We start from the raw sequence: 14,822 nt of genomic DNA, 5'->3' as shown, positions 1-14,822 counted from the left end.
AGCAACGCCTTGGGCAGCACTAGAAGAGCCGCCGTATGAAGATCACCGGCCCTGCGGGTCCGAACCAGGTACAGACGCGCGGCCCCGCCCGGCGCGGGCGGTCGGGCGACGGCAGCTTCACCTCGGCGCTGGCCTCGGAAACCCCGGCGGCGCCGGGCAGCGGCGGCGCCGCGCCGGCCAGCGCGGTCGATGCCCTGCTCGCCCTGCAGGAGGTCGACCAGGCCGGCAGCGGACGCAAGCGCGCCGTGCGCCGCGGCAACGATCTTCTTGATCGGCTTGAAGAAATCAGAATTGGCCTGCTGACCGGACAGATCTCGCGCGAGGGCCTGCAGCAGCTGGCCCGGCTGGCGCGCGAGGGCCGTCCGGCCATTGACGACCCGAGACTGGCCGAGGTGCTGGCGGAGATCGAACTGCGCGCGGAGGTGGAGCTTGCCAAGCTCGGCCTCTGACATTGCCTGCAGCGCCCGGCCGTCATCCCAGCGTCATCGAACCGATATTGCCGCGCCATGTGGTGCTGCCTATATTCCGCGCCCCGCAAACCCGACCCGATTCAAGGGGTTATCCGGGACGGGGTGGCGGCGAGTGGTGGATGAGGAGTGAGGGATGGGGATTCAGCTGCCGAAGAACTATCGCCCGACCGAGACCGAGCCGTTCATGAGCGCGCGTCAGCTCGAATATTTCCGCCGCAAGCTGTTGCGCTGGAAGGAAGAGATCGTTCGCGAGTCCAACGTGACCCTGCAGCACCTGCAGGAGGACACCGCGCAGGAGCCCGATATCGCCGACCGCGCGTCGAGCGAGACCGACCGGGCGCTGGAGCTGCGCGCCCGCGACCGTCAGCGCAAGCTGATCGCCAAGATCGACGCCGCGCTGAAGCGGATCGAGGACGGCTCCTACGGCTTCTGCGAGGAGACCGGCGACCCGATCGGCCTGAAGCGCCTGGAGGCGCGGCCGATCGCCACCCTGTCGATCGAGGCGCAGGAGCGCCACGAGCGGCGCGAGCGCACCTATCGCGACGATTGAAGCCGTCCCACGGACGTTGAATTCGAAGCGGCGCGACGCCCGGGCGTCGCGCCGTTCCGCTTTTTGGCGGTGACAACAGTGCCGGATCAGGCCAGCACGACGAGCCGGACCGGCTCCGCCACCCCGATGACGGGCCGTGCTGCGGGCAGCGCCGGCTTGGTTTCCGCATAACCCTGTCGCCGCGCCAGCTCGTAGGTCGCCGCGTCGGTCAATGCCCGCACGCCCTCGACCTTGGTGTGCTTCTCCAGCTTCGCCGCCAGGTTCACCGCATCGCCGATGATCGTGTACTCGAGACGGTTGTCGTCGCCGACCGCCCCGAACAGCACGCTGCCCGCGGCCACGGCGGCGCCGACCCTGATGCTCTGCAATCCGGCCGACCGTCGCTCGTCGCTCCAGCGCGCCGCCTCCGCCATCACGGCGTCGAGCGCCGCCAGCGCATCGGCGGCGTAGGTCGGCGAAGGCCGCGCACAGCCGAAGCTCGCCAAGATGCCGTCGCCCAGGAACTTGTCGATCGAGCCGCCATGTGCGCGGACCACGGGCACCAGCCGCGCCTGATAATCGGCCAGCAGCGCGACGGTCTGCTCGGGCGGCAGGTCGCGCGACAGCCGCGTGAAGTCGCGCAGATCGATGAACAATACGGCGACGTCGCAGATCCGCCCTTCGCCCGGCTTGATCGGCTCGTCGGCGCCGGTGATCTGCCGGGCGACATCGTCCGAGAAGAAGCGCTTCAGGTCCCGCGCCGCCTCGCCCTCGGCGATCGCCCGCACCAGCAGCTTGCGGCCATTGTGCATGGCAAGGCCGAGCAAGGCGCTGACCACCAGGATGGTGACGATCTTGTCGATCTCGGCGCCCCAAAGGATGCGCGCGCTGGTCATGTATTCGACGTAGTTCCGGGTCGTCGGCACGCCGCTCGCATCGAAGGCCGCTGCATAGCCGACCAGGACCAGCCATCCCGCCGCAGCCACGACGCCGGCGATCAGCACATAGCGCTCCTCGTAGCGCAGTGTCCGCAGCGCAATGAAGATGAAGACATAGAGCAGCGTCGGCGCCTTGAGATAGAAGGCAGGCGGCTGGTCGTATTGGACGTGAAAGCTCCAGATCAGGGCCATCAGCAGCGTCATGTCGATGACGATGGAGACGACGAGCGACCAGGGCGGCAGCCTTGCCCGATACGACCAGACGAGCCGGATGGCCGTGGCCAGGGAATAGAGCATCAGCACCCAGGGCACCGGGTTGGTGAGAAGCCGGGCTATCGCATCCGCTGCCGGCATCAGCGCGGGGTCCTGGACCATCCACGGCATCGGGTCGACCGCGCGCCCCTCGGCCGGGCGGGACAGGGCGTAGAGGACGCCGAACAGGGTGACGATCGCGGCATGGATCCAGCCGATGATCCGCTCGCTATGGTCCTGCTGGGCCAGGATGGCGCGTTCGACCCGGGCCGGCAGGGCCGCGGGCCAGGCGCCGTCGCGGCGGGGCGGCCGCCTCCGGGTCCCGTCGCTCTCGGGTCGAGCCATGCCGAACTCCTGGGTCTGCCGCCGCGCCCGGACGGTTGCCAAGCGAGGTGGGGGGATCATACGGTACGCGTCAGAATGACCGGTTGCGGGAACGGAACGCCATATGCAGCAGGATGAGTTCGGCTTCGCGGCGCCGCATGACGTGCCGATCCAGTACATGCAGCGCACGCGCGACTACTATCTGGCGCTGGGCTACGACAATCCCTATCGCTGGGCGCAGTATGTCGATGTGCCGTTCACGCCGCTGAAGAAGCCGCTGGCGCAGTCCCGGCTGGGGCTCATCACCACCGCGGCGCCCTATCAGCCGGAGAAGGGCGACCAGGGGCCGGGCGCGCCGTACAACTCGGCCGCCAAGTTCTTCAAGGTCTATTCCGGCGACAGCGCGGTCGACCACGACCTGCGCATCAGCCATATCGGCTACGACCGCAAGCACACCAGCGCCGAGGACAGCAATACCTGGTTCCCGCTGCCGCTGATGCGGCAGCTGGCGCAGGAAGGCCGCTTCGAGCTCAGCCCGCGCTTCCATGGCGCGCCGACCAACCGCAGCCACCGCACCACGCTCGACGTGGATGCGCCCGAGATACTCGGGCGTTGTCGCCAGGACGCCATCGACGCGGCGATCCTGGTGCCCACCTGACCCGTCTGTCACCAGACCGTGAGTCTGGTCGGAAGATATCTCGAGGCGAACGGCATCCCGACGGTGATCATGGGCTGCGCCAAGGACATCGTCGAATTCGCCGGCGTGCCGCGCTTCATGTTCAGCGACTTCCCGCTCGGCAACAGCGCGGGCAAGCCGAAGGATCCGGCGAGCCAGCGGCAGACGCTGGAACTGGCGCTGCGCACCTTGGAGACGGCGCCCGGCCCGCGCACCACGGTGCAGTCGCCGATCCGCTGGTCGGCCGATGCCGATTGGAAGCTCGACTACAACAATCTCGCCCGCATGAGCCCGGAGGAAGTCGCCCGGCGCCGCGCCGAATTCGACAAGGGCAAGGAAGTGGCGAAGAAGGTGCGGATCGATAGCGGCGTGGCGGCGCAGCCGGCGGAATGACCAAGCCGTTCGCGGGCGTCCGCATCCTCGACTTCACCCGCGTCCTGGCCGGCCCGTTCGCCAGCTACCAGCTCGCGCTGCTCGGCGCCGACGTGATCAAGGTCGAGGCGAAGGGCGGCGACGACGCCCGGCGCGGCGGCGGCAGCGCGGAATGGGAGGGCCGCGGCCTGCCGCCCGGCTTCATGGCGGTCAACGCCAACAAGCGCAGCCTGACGCTCGACCTGAAGAATCCGAAGGCGATCGAGGTGGTCCGTCGCCTCGTGACCAAGGCCGATGTGGTGATGGAGAACTTCCGGCCCGGCGTGATGGACGGGCTCGGCATCGGCTACCAGGCACTGTCGGAGATCAACCCCCGCCTGATCTACTGCGCCGTCTCCGGCTTCGGCCAGACCGGGCCGGAGCGCGGCCGCGCCGCCTTCGACGGCATGATCCAGGCGATGTCGGGCCTGATGTCGATCACCGGCCATCCGGAGATGGGGCCGACCCGGGTCGGCTTCGCCGGCTGCGACGTGACGGCGGGCGCGACGGCAGCGTTCGGCGTCGCCAGCGCGCTGTTCCAGCGCACCCATACCGGCAAGGGTCAGCTGATCGACGTCGCCATGCTGGAGGCGATGCTGAGCTTCCTCGGCCAGCAGGTGACCGAGCATATGGTGACCGGCCGGGTGCACGGCCAGGCGGCCAATCTCTCGGTGACGCGCAAGCCGACCGCCGATCTCTACCGCACCGGCGGCAACGGCTATCTCGTCCTCGCGGTGCTGACCGAGAAGCAGTTCGCGAGCCTGATGCACGCGATCGGCCGCGCCGACCTGCTCCAGGATCCGCGCTTCGCCGACTGGCCTTCGCGCATCGCCAACGGCCCGGCGCTGCACGCGCTGATCGAGGCCGCGCTGGCCAGCGCCGATGCCGAGACCTGGGCGGAGCGGCTGAAGGGCGCGGACTGCCCCTCGGCCCGCGTCTGGTCCATCCCGGAGATCGTGCGCCACCCGCAGGTGGCGGGACGCGACCTGCTGCAGACGGTTAACACGGAATGGGGCCCGGTGACGCTGGCCGGCTCCGGCTTCCGGCTCGCCCATGGCGGCGGCGGGGTCGACCGTCCGCCGCCCGGGCTCGGCCAGCACACCGCCGAGGTGCTGGGCGAAGCGGGCTATTCGGCGCCGGAAATCGCCGGCTTGCGCGAGGCGGGCGCCATTTGACGCCCCGGCCGAAACGGTCCACTAGACGAACGGAATAGGCCACCTGCGCAATTTCCCGCGCGCGGTTTCCGCCGCAACCTGACGCCATCGTTCAGTTCGAGGTTCCCGATCATGCGTAGCCACGAAGACGTGCTGGACCACGCGAACGAGATGCTGATGGAGCACGGCGCCGCGGCGACGGCCCGGGCCCAGCTCGAAGTCGATGTCTGCCGGGTGCAGGGCCAGACCGCCGAAGCCGCCTTCTGGCGCCGGGTCGTTCGCGCTCTGCGCACCGTCGACGGGGCCGACCGTCTCGACCGCTCCGCCCTGCTGCACTGATCGACCGCCAGGGACAGGCGGAGCCGGTCGAAATCCCGAAGCTGCCGGAACCCGCCGGCCGACTGCGCGTTACGGTCGCATGCCAGCGCGCGATCTCTTCTTGGCGGCCTGCGGCCTTGCTCTTCTGGCAACCGGTCACGCCGGCTTCGGCGAGCGCCCGGGCGAGAGAGCCGTCATCGTCTCTGCGTCGGTGACGCAGACGCGGCCGCTCGCGACCGTCAATTCCCTGGATTCGAGATTTCAGCCGGACGGCGTGCCCGTCGTCGTGCCGGAACGCCGCGAACTGGGCATCTAGCGCGGATGGGCCGAGGGCCCGTCGTGACGACGGCCGGCCGCTGATGCCAGCGACCGGCCGCCTTCGTCTCGTCCCCGACCTAAGCCCGGCTCCCGCTCAGAACGGGAAGATGATGTCGAAGATCTGCTGGCCGTAGCGCGGCTGCTGCACGTCGGTCAGGTGGCCGCGGCCGCCATAGGCGATGCGGGCCTCGGCGATCTGGGTGTGGTTGATCGAATTCGTCGCCGTGATGTCCTCCGGCCGCACCACGCCGGTGATCGAGAGCTGGCGCACCTCGAAATTCACCCGCACCTCCTGGCTGCCGGTGATGACGAGGTTGCCGTTCGGCAGGACCTGGGTGATGACTGCCGCGACCTTGAGGTCGATGGTCTCGTCGCGTGTCACCTTGCCGACGCCGGTCGAGCCCGAGGTGGAGGACACGCCGACGGCGTTCTCCACGTCGATGCCGGGGAACCATTTCGGGATCTTGCTGGTCTCGAAGCCGAGGAAGTTCGGGATCGACGCGCCTTCCGAATTGTCGCGGCTGCGCGTCGTCGTGTTGTTGACCTTGGCCTTGTCGGCGATCTTGACGTTGACCGTCAGGATGTCGCCGATGCGGGCGGCGCGCTGGTCCTTGAAGAACTGTCGCGCGCCGGGCCGCCACAGGCTGTTCGCCTGGCGGATCGCCACATCGGGCCGCGGCATCGGCAGCGAGACGGGCTGGTAGTTGCGCCGCTCGGTCGGGTCCTCGATCGGCGACATCTTCGGCTCGGTGCCGACATTGGCGATGCGCTGGCCGAAGCTGCAGGCCGAGAGCGATGCGGCGAGGCCGGCCACGGCGAGGGTGGCGAGGGCGCGGCGGGAACTGGTCATCGGGAAAAGTCCTCGCAGGAGGAAATCAATTGGATGCGACCGGAGCGCCACCGGCGCCGACGATCGCCTGGTTCGGGCCGGTGACGGTGGCGTAGACGGTCTTCTTGCTCTGCAGGTTCATCACCTGGATCACGTCGCCGCGGCCGCCGCCTTCGATGGCGCGGCCGGTGGCGGTCAGGCTCATGAACTGCGACCGGAAGACCATGGTGACCATGGCGCCCTTGGCGACCATGACCGGCCGGGTCAGGTCGCGGCCGCGGATCGGCTGCCCCGCCATCAGGTCGCGCTTCGCCGCCATGCCGACCACGTCGCCGGCGCTGTCGATGATGTCGCCGGACATGCGGGCGGTTTCCATCTCGATCCACTGCACGTCGGCGGCGCGGATCTCGTCGCCGGAAGCGACGCGCTGGCGCAGCACGGGCACGCGCTGCACGACGACGAAGCGGCCGGCCACCTGCATCTTTTCGCCGCCGCTCGCCACCATGGCGGTGAAGCGGCGCGAGCGCGGGTCGAAATCGACCTCGCTGACCGCGAGCTCCGCCTTGGGTCCGGCCAGCGCCGGCACCGCGCTCGCCAGGGTGACGTTGCCGAGCTCGCCGGTGGCGCGGGTCAGCGCCTTGGCCAGCTCGCGCGCCACCGCGCGCTCGTCCGCGGTCTCGGCCTGCACCCCGGGCGCGGCCAGCAGCAGGACGCTGAGGAAGACGATCGGGCGGAGGAAGTGGATCATCTGCATGATTGCCTCACCGCATCTGCGAGATCTGGCTCAGCATCTCGTCCGAGGCCGTGATGACCTTGGAGTTCATCTCGTAGGCGCGCTGAGCGGTGATCAGGTTGGTGATCTCCGAAACCGGATTCACGTTCGAGGTCTCGAGATAGCCCTGCTTGATGCTGCCGAAGCCGGCCGAGCCCGGCGTGCCGACTTGGGCCGCGCCGGAGGACGGCGTCTCCATGTAGAGATTGCCGCCGAGCGCCTCGAGGCCGGCATCGTTGAAGAAGATGGCCAGGTCGAGCTGGCCGACATTGGTCGGCGCCACCTGGCCGGCGATCTTCACCTGCACCTGGCCGGTCGCGTCGATGGTCACGCCGATCGCATCCTGCGGGATGGTGATGCCGGGCTGCACCTCGTAGCCCTCCTGCGTCACCATCTGCCCGGTGGGGGAAAGCTGGAACGACCCGGCGCGGGTATAGGCGGTCTCGCCGGTCGGCAGCAGCACGCGCAGATAGCCGGTGCCGGACACGGCGATGTCGTAGGTGTTGTCGGTCAGCTGCAGGTTGCCCTGCTCGGAGATGCGGTAGACCGCGCCGGTCTTGACGCCCAGGCCGATCTGGATGCCGGTCGGCACGATGGTGCCGGCATCGGAGGACGAGGCGCCGATGCGGCGCATGTTCTGGTACAGCAGGTCCTGGAACTCGGCGCGCTGCCGCTTGAACCCGGTGGTGTTCAGGTTGGCGATGTTGTTGGAAATGACTTCCACGTTGGTCTGCTGGGCCAGCATGCCCGTGGCGGCGATGTTGAGGGAGCGCATGGCGGTCTAACGTCCGTCTGAAAGTGAAGGGACTGCGATAGGGTCAGGCGGCGCGCGCCAGGCGCTCGATCGCCTTGCGCTCGCGTTCGTGCTCGGTCTCGATCAGGCGCTGCGCGGCCTGGTAGCTGCGCGAGACCTCGATCATCTCGCTCATCTCCAGCACCGGCTCGACATTGGAATCCTCGATCATGCCCTGGCGGATCTGCACCGCGGGCGCCGGCTGCGGCTCCTCGTCGGTGGCGTAGAGGGCGGTCGACACCTTGCGCATCTGCTGCTCGTTGTCGAACTGCACCACGCGCAGCCGGCCGGCCGCGCCCGCCGGGGTGGAGACGGTGCCGTCCTCGGCGATCAGCGGCTTGCCGTCGGCCGGATTCAGGTTGATCGGCTGGCCCTGCTCGTTAAGGACCGAGTAACCATCGGCGGTGACCAGCCGGCCGTCCTCGGAGAGGCGCAGGCTGCCGTTGCGGGTAAAGCGGGTGCCGGCCGGGGTCTCGACGGTCAGGAAGCCCTTGCCGTTGATGGCGATGTCGAGCGGATTGGCGGTCTCGCGCAGTCGGCCGGTATTGAGCGAGCGCACGATGCCGTTGTCCTGCACGAATTCGTACAGCCGGCCCTGCTGGCGCACCGGCACGGTCTCGAACAGCGGCCGCTCCGACTTGAAGGCGGTCGAATTCGAGTTGGCGATGTTGTTGGCGATCACCGCCAGCTGGCGGTGCAGGGCCATCTGGTAGGAGAGCCCGATGTAACCTGCGTTTTCCATGAGCCTCGGGTCCGGTGTGGTCAGCGTTCTGCGTCGCGCTTCCGATCAGCAGGGAACATGCCAACACCGAAAGCCGTTTCGGCGCATGGGCTTGGCGCGATCGTCAGCGCGGCTCGAGGTGTCCCGGCTGCAGTCGCTGCCCGGCAAAATTTGCCGAAAACACCTTTGCTTTCATGGGATCTTAACCAGGGACGCCGCACCTTCGCCGGACCGAAGAGCCCGTTTGGGCTCGAGTTCCGTTCGGGGATGCAAGGGCGCCGATGGCCGCGAAGGACAAGGATCAGGACGCCGAGATCGAAGGCGCCGATGGCCAGGCGCAGCCGGTGCCCAAGGCAGGCTTCGGCTTGCGCAAGATCGTCATACTGGTGGTCCTGCCGCTGCTGCTGATGCTGATCGGCGGCGCCGGCGCCTGGTTCTTCGTGTTCAACAAGTCGGACGATCACGCGGCTGAGGAAGCCCCGCCCAAGCACACCGTGTTCCTGGACCTGCCCGACATGCTGGTGAACCTGAATACCGGCGGCACCGGGCGGGCCAGCTATCTCAAGCTCAAGGTCGCGCTGGAATTCGAGGAGATCGAGGCGCCGAAGAAGGTCGAGGCGCTGATGCCCCGCGTGATCGACAACTTCCAGGTCTATCTCCGCGAGCTGCGCGCCGACGACCTTGCCGGCTCCGCCGGGCTCTACCGCATCAAGGAAGAGCTCCTGCTCCGCGTCAGCCATGCGGTGCAGCCGATCAAGGTGAACGACGTGCTGTTCAAGGAAATGCTGGTGCAGCAGTAACCCCATGGCCGAACCGACCGACGACGAAGCAGCCGCCGCCGAATGGGCGGCGATGATGGAGAAGGAAGATGCCGGCGGCGCCGAAGACGGCGGCGCCGAAGGCGATGATGCCGGCGGCGCGCCCGCGGCGCCCGGCAAGTCGACCCGCATCCTGAACCAGGACGAAATCGACAGTCTGCTCGGCTTCGAGAATGACGGCGACGGCGACAAGGACCGCTCCGGCATCCGCGCCATCATCAACAGCGCGCTCGTCTCCTACGAGCGCCTGCCGATGCTCGACATCGTGTTCGACCGCCTGGTGCGGCTGCTCACGACGTCGCTGCGCAACTTCACCTCCGACAACGTCGAAGTCTCGCTCGATTCGATCACCTCGATCCGCTTCGGCGACTACCTGAACTCGATCCCGCTGCCGGCCATCATCTCGGTCTTCCGCGCCGAGGAATGGGACAATTACGGCCTGGTGATGGTCGATTCGTCGCTGATCTACTCGATCGTCGACGTGCTGCTGGGCGGCCGCCGCGGCACCGCCGCGATGCGCATCGAGGGCCGGCCCTACACCACGATCGAGCGCAACCTGGTCGAGCGGATGGTCGCGGTCGTGCTGACCGACATGTCATCCGCCTTCGAGCCGCTCTCGCCCGTGCAGTTCCTGTACGACCGCATCGAGACCAATCCGCGCTTCGCCACCATCGCCCGTTCCGCCAATGCCGCCATCATGGTGCGGCTGCGCATCGACATGGAGGATCGTGGCGGCAAGCTCGAGATCCTGCTGCCCTATGCGACCCTGGAGCCGGTGCGCGAGCTCTTGCTGCAGATGTTCATGGGCGAGAAGTTCGGTCGTGACTCGATCTGGGAGAACCATCTCGCCACCCAGCTCTGGGCCACCGAGGTGGAGATCGAGGCGGTGCTGGACGAGCAGGTGATGATGCTCTCCGAGGTCATGGCGCTCGAAGTCGGCACCACCATCATGCTGAACTCCGCGCCCGACAGCTCGATCATGCTGCGCTGTGGCGAGGTCGACATCGTCACCGGGCGCATGGGACGTGCCGGCGGCCGCGTCGCCGTGCGCGTCGACCGCGTGCTGCGCGGGCCCGGCGCCCAGAGCCAGAACCAGAGCCCGGGCCAGAGCCAGGGCTGAGCCCGAACCGATTTTGCCATGAGCGGGGTGCCGACGTGAACTGGATGTTGCTGCTCGAAGGCATGGTGACGCTGCTGCTGATCGCCACCATCGTGTTCTGCTGGCGCCTCAACGCCCGGCTCGGCGAGCTGCGCGATGCCCGCGCCGAGATGGGCAAGCTGATCGGCGAGCTGGACCGCGCGACCACGCGCGCCGCCGCCGCGATCACCGACCTCAAGACCACGAGCGAAGGCATCGGCGCCGCGCTCGACGACAAGATGGGCGGTGCGCGCGTGCTGGCCGACGATCTGCAGCTGATGCTCGAATCCGGCAACCGCCTCGCCGACAAGCTGGAGGACGGCATCGGCTCGGCCCGGCGTGCGACGCAGCCGGCCGCCGCCCAGCCGGCCATTCAACCGGTCGAGCTCCGCACCGAGGCCGAGCGCGATCTCGCCCGCGTGCTGCGCCGGGTGAAGTGATGTTGGGCACGTTGCGTTCGCGCATCCGGCTGCTGCCGGTGACGTTGATCGGCGTTGCCGCGCTGGCCGGCCTGAAGACGGTCGATCTCTGGCAGGGCGGGCGCTTCCTCGGCGCACCGGTTGCCGGCGCCCAGACCCCGGCCCCGACCGCTGCCCAGCCCTCGGCCAAGCCGGCCGCGGGCGCGCCGACGCCTCTGGTGCCCGGCAAGCCCGCCGCCGAGGCGGCGAAGCCGGCCGAAGCGAAAGCGCCGGAACCGAAGCATGCCGAAACCCCGAAGCCGCCGGCCACCGTCCGGTCGGCGACGCCCGAGCCGCCGAAGACGCCCGAGCCCAGGACCACCGCGAACGTTCTGCCGCGCGATCAGGGCTTTTCCGCGGCCGAGGTCGAGGTGCTGCAGAGCCTGTCGCGCCGACGCGAGGAGCTGGAGCAGCGCGAGCAGGGGATTGTGGCCCGCGAGGCGCTGCTCGCCGCCGCCGAGAAGCGGATCGAAGGCCGCATCAACGAGCTCAAGGCGCTCGAGGCCAAGCTCACCGTCCTCGCCGACAAGCGCGAGGAGGAGGAGGAGAAGCGGCTGCGCGGCCTGGTCAAGGTCTACGAGAGCATGAAGCCGGCCGATGCGGCGCGGATCTTCCAGGAGCTCGACATGCCGGTGTTGCTCGACGTGGCCGAGCGCATGAAGGAGGCGAAGCTCGGGCCGATCCTGGCGCAGATGAACCCGCAGAAGGCGCGGGCGATGACGGTCGAGCTGGCCGGCCGGCGCAACCCGGGCGACCCGGCGCCGAAGGCTGAGGAGGCGGCGTCGAAGCCGGCGCCCGCGCCCAAAGCCGAGGCGATCCTGCCGAAAGGCAAGCCCGGCTGAGATCTTTGCGGCGCCAGTTAACCACGAGGTAACAGCCTCGCGGGTACACATACGAAGTATGGCCGGACGGGCCGGGCGAGACGGAGTGGAGTAGGAAATGGCGGTCGATAAGGCAATGTCCATCCTGGTCGTCGACGACTACCAGACGATGATCCGGATCGTGACCAACCTGCTGAAGCAGCTTGGCTTCAACAACGTCGATTTCGCGACCGACGGCAGCACCGCGCTGGAGAAGCTGCGTGCCGGCAAATACGGCCTGGTGATCTCGGATTGGAACATGGAGCCGATGACCGGCCTCCAGCTGCTCAAGGAAGTGCGCGCCGACGAGCGGCTGAAGGACATGCCGTTCATCATGGTCACCGCCGAGAGCAAGACCGAGAACGTCGTCGCCGCCAAGCAGGCCGGCGTCAACAACTACATCGTGAAACCGTTCAACGCCGACACCCTGAAGAAGAAGATGTCGAGCGTCATCGGCGAGTTCTAAGCCGCCCTTCGGGGCGACGGGGAGACAACGATGGCCGAGGTGGCACAGGTGCTGGTAAGCCGGCTCGACGCGTTGCGCGGGGAGATGGGCGACACGGTCCCGATGGCGGAGCTCGTGGCGGCGACCGAACAGGTCGTGGCCACGCTCGAGGGCGATCTATCCGGAAGCGAGCTGGGGATGCGGCGCGAGCTCGCCGAGCTCGCCAGGTTCATCGAGGATACCCGCCGCGAAGTGGCGGCGATCCGTTCCGACGACATCCGTTCGCGCCTGCCGCAGGCCAAGGACGAGCTCGACGCCGTGGTGGCGGCGACCGAGCAGGCCGCCGGCACCTTCCTCGGCGCCGCCGAGCAGCTCACCGATCTCGCCGAGAAGCTGGAAGCGGCGACCGGCGACATTCTGCGCGACATCGCCACCAACATCTACGAAGCGTCGAGCTTCCAGGACATCACCGGCCAGCGCATCTCCAAGGTGATCAAGGCGATCCGCCATATCGAGGAGCGCATCGGCGCGCTGGCGCACATCGCCGATGGCGCGGCCCCGCCGCCGGCCCCTGCCGTCGAGGAAGACGAGGGCGATCCGGATGCCAAGCTGCTGCACGGGCCGCAGCTCGACGGGCAGGGCAACTCCCAGGCCGAGATCGACGCCCTGCTGGCGAGCTTCGACTGAGCCATGATCGTACCGGTCCGGCATGCCGGCGCGAGCCGGTCCGCGGACCGGCACATGGCCTACGCCTCGCAGCTGCTGGCGCTGTTCCTCATCCTGCTCTGCTTCTTCATCATGCTGGTGGCGCTGTCGCAGCAGCGGGCGCTGACCTTCGGCGCCGGCGGTGCGCGTCCGGAAGGCTTCGTGCCGGGGCCGGACTCCGTTACCGACGGCAAGGCGGCGCTGGCCGCCGACCTGCGCCAGCGCCTGGCGCCGCATACCGGCGAGGTCCTGGTGGTCGGCCTCGGTGACGGACCGAATCTCACCGTCGCGCTGCCGACCGCCCGGCTGTTCGAGCGCGGCTCGGCGCGCGTCTCCGCGGCCGGCGCCGCCCTGATCGAGGCACTGGCCGCGCCGATCGCCGAGCCGGTCGATGGCCGCGTCGTCGAGCTCGAAGCCGTCTTCGCGACGCCGGAGGATGCGAGCCGTCCGCTGGTCCCCGAACGGGCCGGGGCTCTGGCGCGCGAGCTGATCCGTCGCGGCGCGCCGGCGCGCCGCATCGCGGTCGGCATCGAGACGGCGGCGCCCGATCGGGTGCGGCTCTCCTTCTATCTGCGCCGGGCGGAGGGCGCGCGATGATCAGCGCCATGCCGGCCGGGCGAAGCGTGCAGCGCACGCTGTGGATCGTGACGATGGTCGACCTGATGTCGCTCATCTCGGTGTTCTTCGTGCTGCTGTTCGCCTCCTACGGCATCAACACCGATGCCTGGCGCACGGTGGCCGGCTCGGTGGTCGAGCGGCTCAACCCGGAGCGCGCGCGCGAGCTCAAGGCGCTGTGGGGCCGCGACGGCGTCGGCACCATCGAACAGCGTGCGGGCCTGGATACCGGCTATCTCGAAGGCCTGCTGGCCACCAAGCTGCAGGCGGCGGGCAACCGGCTCATGGTGACGGTCGAACCCTTGCCCGATGCCGTGGTGGTGCGTCTCGCCGGTCTCGCCGCCGAGGCGGAGACGATGCCGGCCGAGCTCGATGTCGCCGCCGCCGCGCTGGCCCAGGCGCTGATGCCGATCGCCAACGGGATCGAGGTGCACGGGCATTCCGCATCGGTGGTCGGGCCCGATGGCGCGCCCGCCAGCTGGGAAGTCTCGCTGGCCCGTGCCGTGGCGCTCGCAGGCGCCCTGCGCGCCGCCGGCTATGACAAGCCGATCGCCGTGTTCGGGCATGGCGAAAGCCGCCTGGCGCCGCTGCCGGCGGATCTGGACGAGGCCGAGCGGCGCCGCCGCTCGGCCAGAATCGACATCGTGGTCCGGGAGGCCGTCGCCGATGCGCCGTCTCGCTGAGCATCTGATCTTCCTGGTCGCCGTCGTCGGCCTGGTCGCGCTGCCGGCGCTCGCCGCCGACGCGCCGCTGGTCGCGATCCGTGGCGGCCAGCATCCGACCTTCAGCCGCCTCGTTTTCGATTGGACCCGCGCCGTCGAGGTCGAGGTGAAGGCCGAGGATGGCGGTGCACTGATCACCTTCGATACCGACGCGAGATTCGACCGCAGCCAGCTCAAGGGGCGTACCCTCGATCCGATCCGCGGCATCGAGGTGGTCTCCGATCGTGCCGTCCGGGTCGCGCTGGATCCGGCGGCCAGCCATCGCGTCCTGCGCGACGGCACCAAGGTGGCGGTGGACTTCCTGCCCGCCGACGAGCCGGCGCCGCCGAAGAAATCCGCGACCGGGAAGCCGCCCGCGGCGAAGCCGGCGACCGAGAAGCCCGCGCCCGAGAAGCCGGCAACCGAGAAGGCTGTGGCACCGCCGCCGGCGCCCGTTCAGCCCGCACCGAAATCCCCGCCGGCCGGAACCCGGCCCGCGGCCGCGCCGCCGCCTTCCGCCCCGACCCCGATCGTGCCGGCGCGGCCGGCACCCGTGCGCACGGCCGAGCGCGCGGTC

19 protein-coding genes and 1 pseudogene are annotated in these 14,822 nt (G+C 69.0%); 15 read left to right on the top strand and 5 right to left on the bottom strand.

The genetic code is table 11. The features are described from left to right. Positions 1-35 precede the first annotated feature (35 nt). On the top strand, positions 36-449 hold the full coding sequence (locus DT074_RS08665) for a flagellar assembly protein FliX (protein WP_119419440.1): 414 nt from the start codon (positions 36-38) through the stop codon (positions 447-449). Between the two features lie 154 nt (positions 450-603). Then, complete coding sequence (gene dksA / locus DT074_RS08660) at positions 604-1,020, top strand: RNA polymerase-binding protein DksA (protein ID WP_119419439.1); 417 nt, start codon at positions 604-606, stop codon at positions 1,018-1,020. Between the two features lie 86 nt (positions 1,021-1,106). Here the strand turns inward: dksA and DT074_RS08655 are convergent, their stop codons facing one another. Further along, positions 1,107-2,534 (bottom strand): adenylate/guanylate cyclase domain-containing protein, encoded by a 1,428-nt coding sequence (locus DT074_RS08655; protein ID WP_119419535.1) that lies wholly within the window; start codon positions 2,532-2,534, stop codon positions 1,107-1,109. Between the two features lie 103 nt (positions 2,535-2,637). Here DT074_RS08655 and DT074_RS28680 point away from each other — a divergent pair, with 103 nt between their 5' ends. The 4 genes from DT074_RS28680 (at position 2,638) to DT074_RS08635 (ending at position 5,388) form a co-directional block, all read left to right on the top strand. Beyond that, complete coding sequence (locus DT074_RS28680; protein ID WP_119419438.1) at positions 2,638-3,582, top strand: glycine reductase; 945 nt, start codon at positions 2,638-2,640, stop codon at positions 3,580-3,582. Then, positions 3,579-4,775 (top strand): CaiB/BaiF CoA transferase family protein, encoded by a 1,197-nt coding sequence (locus tag DT074_RS08645; RefSeq protein ID WP_119419437.1) that lies wholly within the window; start codon positions 3,579-3,581, stop codon positions 4,773-4,775. Before DT074_RS28680 ends, DT074_RS08645 begins: the two co-directional genes overlap by 4 nt. Positions 4,776-4,886: 111 nt before the next feature. Beyond that, on the top strand, positions 4,887-5,093 hold the full coding sequence (locus tag DT074_RS08640; RefSeq protein ID WP_119419436.1) for a hypothetical protein: 207 nt from the start codon (positions 4,887-4,889) through the stop codon (positions 5,091-5,093). A gap of 79 nt (positions 5,094-5,172) precedes the next feature. Next, positions 5,173-5,388, top strand: a complete 216-nt coding sequence (locus DT074_RS08635; protein WP_119419435.1) for a hypothetical protein — start codon at positions 5,173-5,175, stop codon at positions 5,386-5,388. A 96-nt stretch (positions 5,389-5,484) separates the two neighbouring features. Here the strand turns inward: DT074_RS08635 and flgH are convergent, their stop codons facing one another. The 4 genes from flgH to flgF are packed head-to-tail and all read right to left on the bottom strand — an operon-like array spanning position 5,485 to position 8,526. Beyond that, the gene (gene flgH / locus DT074_RS08630) at positions 5,485-6,240 is read right to left on the bottom strand and encodes a flagellar basal body L-ring protein FlgH (RefSeq protein WP_119419434.1); all 756 of its coding nucleotides are present in this window, start codon (positions 6,238-6,240) and stop codon (positions 5,485-5,487) included. 25 nt (positions 6,241-6,265) lie between these two features. Next, complete coding sequence (gene flgA, locus DT074_RS08625; RefSeq protein WP_119419433.1) at positions 6,266-6,973, bottom strand: flagellar basal body P-ring formation chaperone FlgA; 708 nt, start codon at positions 6,971-6,973, stop codon at positions 6,266-6,268. A 7-nt stretch (positions 6,974-6,980) separates the two neighbouring features. Continuing rightward, the gene (gene flgG / locus DT074_RS08620; protein WP_119419432.1) at positions 6,981-7,766 is read right to left on the bottom strand and encodes a flagellar basal-body rod protein FlgG; all 786 of its coding nucleotides are present in this window, start codon (positions 7,764-7,766) and stop codon (positions 6,981-6,983) included. A gap of 43 nt (positions 7,767-7,809) precedes the next feature. Beyond that, entirely contained in the window at positions 7,810-8,526 is a 717-nt protein-coding gene (gene flgF, locus DT074_RS08615) for a flagellar basal-body rod protein FlgF (RefSeq protein WP_119419431.1), read from the bottom strand. A gap of 260 nt (positions 8,527-8,786) precedes the next feature. Between flgF and DT074_RS08610 the strand changes: the two genes are divergently transcribed. The 9 genes and pseudogenes from DT074_RS08610 to DT074_RS08570 all read left to right on the top strand — a co-directional run. Further along, the gene (locus DT074_RS08610; protein ID WP_119419430.1) at positions 8,787-9,305 is read left to right on the top strand and encodes a flagellar basal body-associated FliL family protein; all 519 of its coding nucleotides are present in this window, start codon (positions 8,787-8,789) and stop codon (positions 9,303-9,305) included. A gap of 4 nt (positions 9,306-9,309) precedes the next feature. Then, positions 9,310-10,443: a flagellar motor switch protein FliM gene (gene fliM, locus DT074_RS08605; protein WP_119419429.1), complete on the top strand. Its 1,134-nt coding sequence runs from the start codon at positions 9,310-9,312 to the stop codon at positions 10,441-10,443. 44 nt (positions 10,444-10,487) lie between these two features. Continuing rightward, entirely contained in the window at positions 10,488-10,901 is a 414-nt protein-coding gene (locus tag DT074_RS08600; RefSeq protein WP_119419428.1) for a DUF6468 domain-containing protein, read from the top strand. Further along, positions 10,901-11,761 carry a MotE family protein gene (locus tag DT074_RS08595; RefSeq protein WP_119419427.1) on the top strand — a complete coding sequence of 287 codons (861 nt, stop codon included), beginning with the start codon at positions 10,901-10,903 and terminating at the stop codon, positions 11,759-11,761. The genes DT074_RS08600 and DT074_RS08595 overlap by 1 nt, the downstream gene beginning before the upstream one ends. A 97-nt stretch (positions 11,762-11,858) precedes the next feature. After that, on the top strand, positions 11,859-12,245 hold the full coding sequence (locus DT074_RS08590) for a response regulator (RefSeq protein ID WP_119419426.1): 387 nt from the start codon (positions 11,859-11,861) through the stop codon (positions 12,243-12,245). Positions 12,246-12,275: 30 nt separating this feature from the next. Continuing rightward, a complete protein-coding gene (locus DT074_RS08585) occupies positions 12,276-12,911 on the top strand; it encodes a protein phosphatase CheZ (protein ID WP_119419425.1) in 636 nt (211 codons plus the stop codon). Positions 12,912-12,965: 54 nt separating this feature from the next. After that, positions 12,966-13,526, top strand: coding sequence for a hypothetical protein (locus tag DT074_RS08580; RefSeq protein ID WP_162914737.1), 561 nt, complete (start codon positions 12,966-12,968; stop codon positions 13,524-13,526). Beyond that, entirely contained in the window at positions 13,523-14,227 is a 705-nt protein-coding gene (locus DT074_RS08575; protein WP_119419423.1) for a flagellar motor protein MotB, read from the top strand. Before DT074_RS08580 ends, DT074_RS08575 begins: the two co-directional genes overlap by 4 nt. Continuing rightward, a pseudogene (locus DT074_RS08570) lies at positions 14,211-14,822 on the top strand (hypothetical protein); the annotation flags it as partial. The gene DT074_RS08575 and the pseudogene DT074_RS08570, both read left to right, overlap by 17 nt.

Origin of the sequence: Desertibaculum subflavum, from assembly GCA_003576705.1 — a bacterium.
GTDB classification, from domain to species: Bacteria; Pseudomonadota; Alphaproteobacteria; order Ferrovibrionales; family Ferrovibrionaceae; genus Desertibaculum; species Desertibaculum subflavum.
This window is presented reverse-complemented; position numbering and strand designations above follow the sequence as displayed.

Coding starts and splice junctions, on each gene's coding strand:
- flgH (WP_119419434.1), bottom strand. CDS start 6,240: ATGACCAGTTCCCGCCGCGCCCTCGCCACCCTCGCCGTGGCCGGCCTC.
- DT074_RS08575 (WP_119419423.1), top strand. CDS start 13,523: ATGATCAGCGCCATGCCGGCCGGGCGAAGCGTGCAGCGCACGCTGTGG.
- DT074_RS08635 (WP_119419435.1), top strand. CDS start 5,173: ATGCCAGCGCGCGATCTCTTCTTGGCGGCCTGCGGCCTTGCTCTTCTG.
- flgA (WP_119419433.1), bottom strand. CDS start 6,973: ATGCAGATGATCCACTTCCTCCGCCCGATCGTCTTCCTCAGCGTCCTG.
- DT074_RS08585 (WP_119419425.1), top strand. CDS start 12,276: ATGGCCGAGGTGGCACAGGTGCTGGTAAGCCGGCTCGACGCGTTGCGC.
- DT074_RS08600 (WP_119419428.1), top strand. CDS start 10,488: ATGTTGCTGCTCGAAGGCATGGTGACGCTGCTGCTGATCGCCACCATC.
- flgF (WP_119419431.1), bottom strand. CDS start 8,526: ATGGAAAACGCAGGTTACATCGGGCTCTCCTACCAGATGGCCCTGCAC.
- DT074_RS08645 (WP_119419437.1), top strand. CDS start 3,579: ATGACCAAGCCGTTCGCGGGCGTCCGCATCCTCGACTTCACCCGCGTC.
- fliM (WP_119419429.1), top strand. CDS start 9,310: ATGGCCGAACCGACCGACGACGAAGCAGCCGCCGCCGAATGGGCGGCG.
- DT074_RS08655 (WP_119419535.1), bottom strand. CDS start 2,534: ATGGCTCGACCCGAGAGCGACGGGACCCGGAGGCGGCCGCCCCGCCGC.
- DT074_RS08640 (WP_119419436.1), top strand. CDS start 4,887: ATGCGTAGCCACGAAGACGTGCTGGACCACGCGAACGAGATGCTGATG.
- dksA (WP_119419439.1), top strand. CDS start 604: ATGGGGATTCAGCTGCCGAAGAACTATCGCCCGACCGAGACCGAGCCG.
- DT074_RS08580 (WP_162914737.1), top strand. CDS start 12,966: ATGGCCTACGCCTCGCAGCTGCTGGCGCTGTTCCTCATCCTGCTCTGC.
- DT074_RS08595 (WP_119419427.1), top strand. CDS start 10,901: ATGTTGGGCACGTTGCGTTCGCGCATCCGGCTGCTGCCGGTGACGTTG.
- DT074_RS08610 (WP_119419430.1), top strand. CDS start 8,787: ATGGCCGCGAAGGACAAGGATCAGGACGCCGAGATCGAAGGCGCCGAT.
- DT074_RS08590 (WP_119419426.1), top strand. CDS start 11,859: ATGGCGGTCGATAAGGCAATGTCCATCCTGGTCGTCGACGACTACCAG.
- DT074_RS08665 (WP_119419440.1), top strand. CDS start 36: ATGAAGATCACCGGCCCTGCGGGTCCGAACCAGGTACAGACGCGCGGC.
- flgG (WP_119419432.1), bottom strand. CDS start 7,766: ATGCGCTCCCTCAACATCGCCGCCACGGGCATGCTGGCCCAGCAGACC.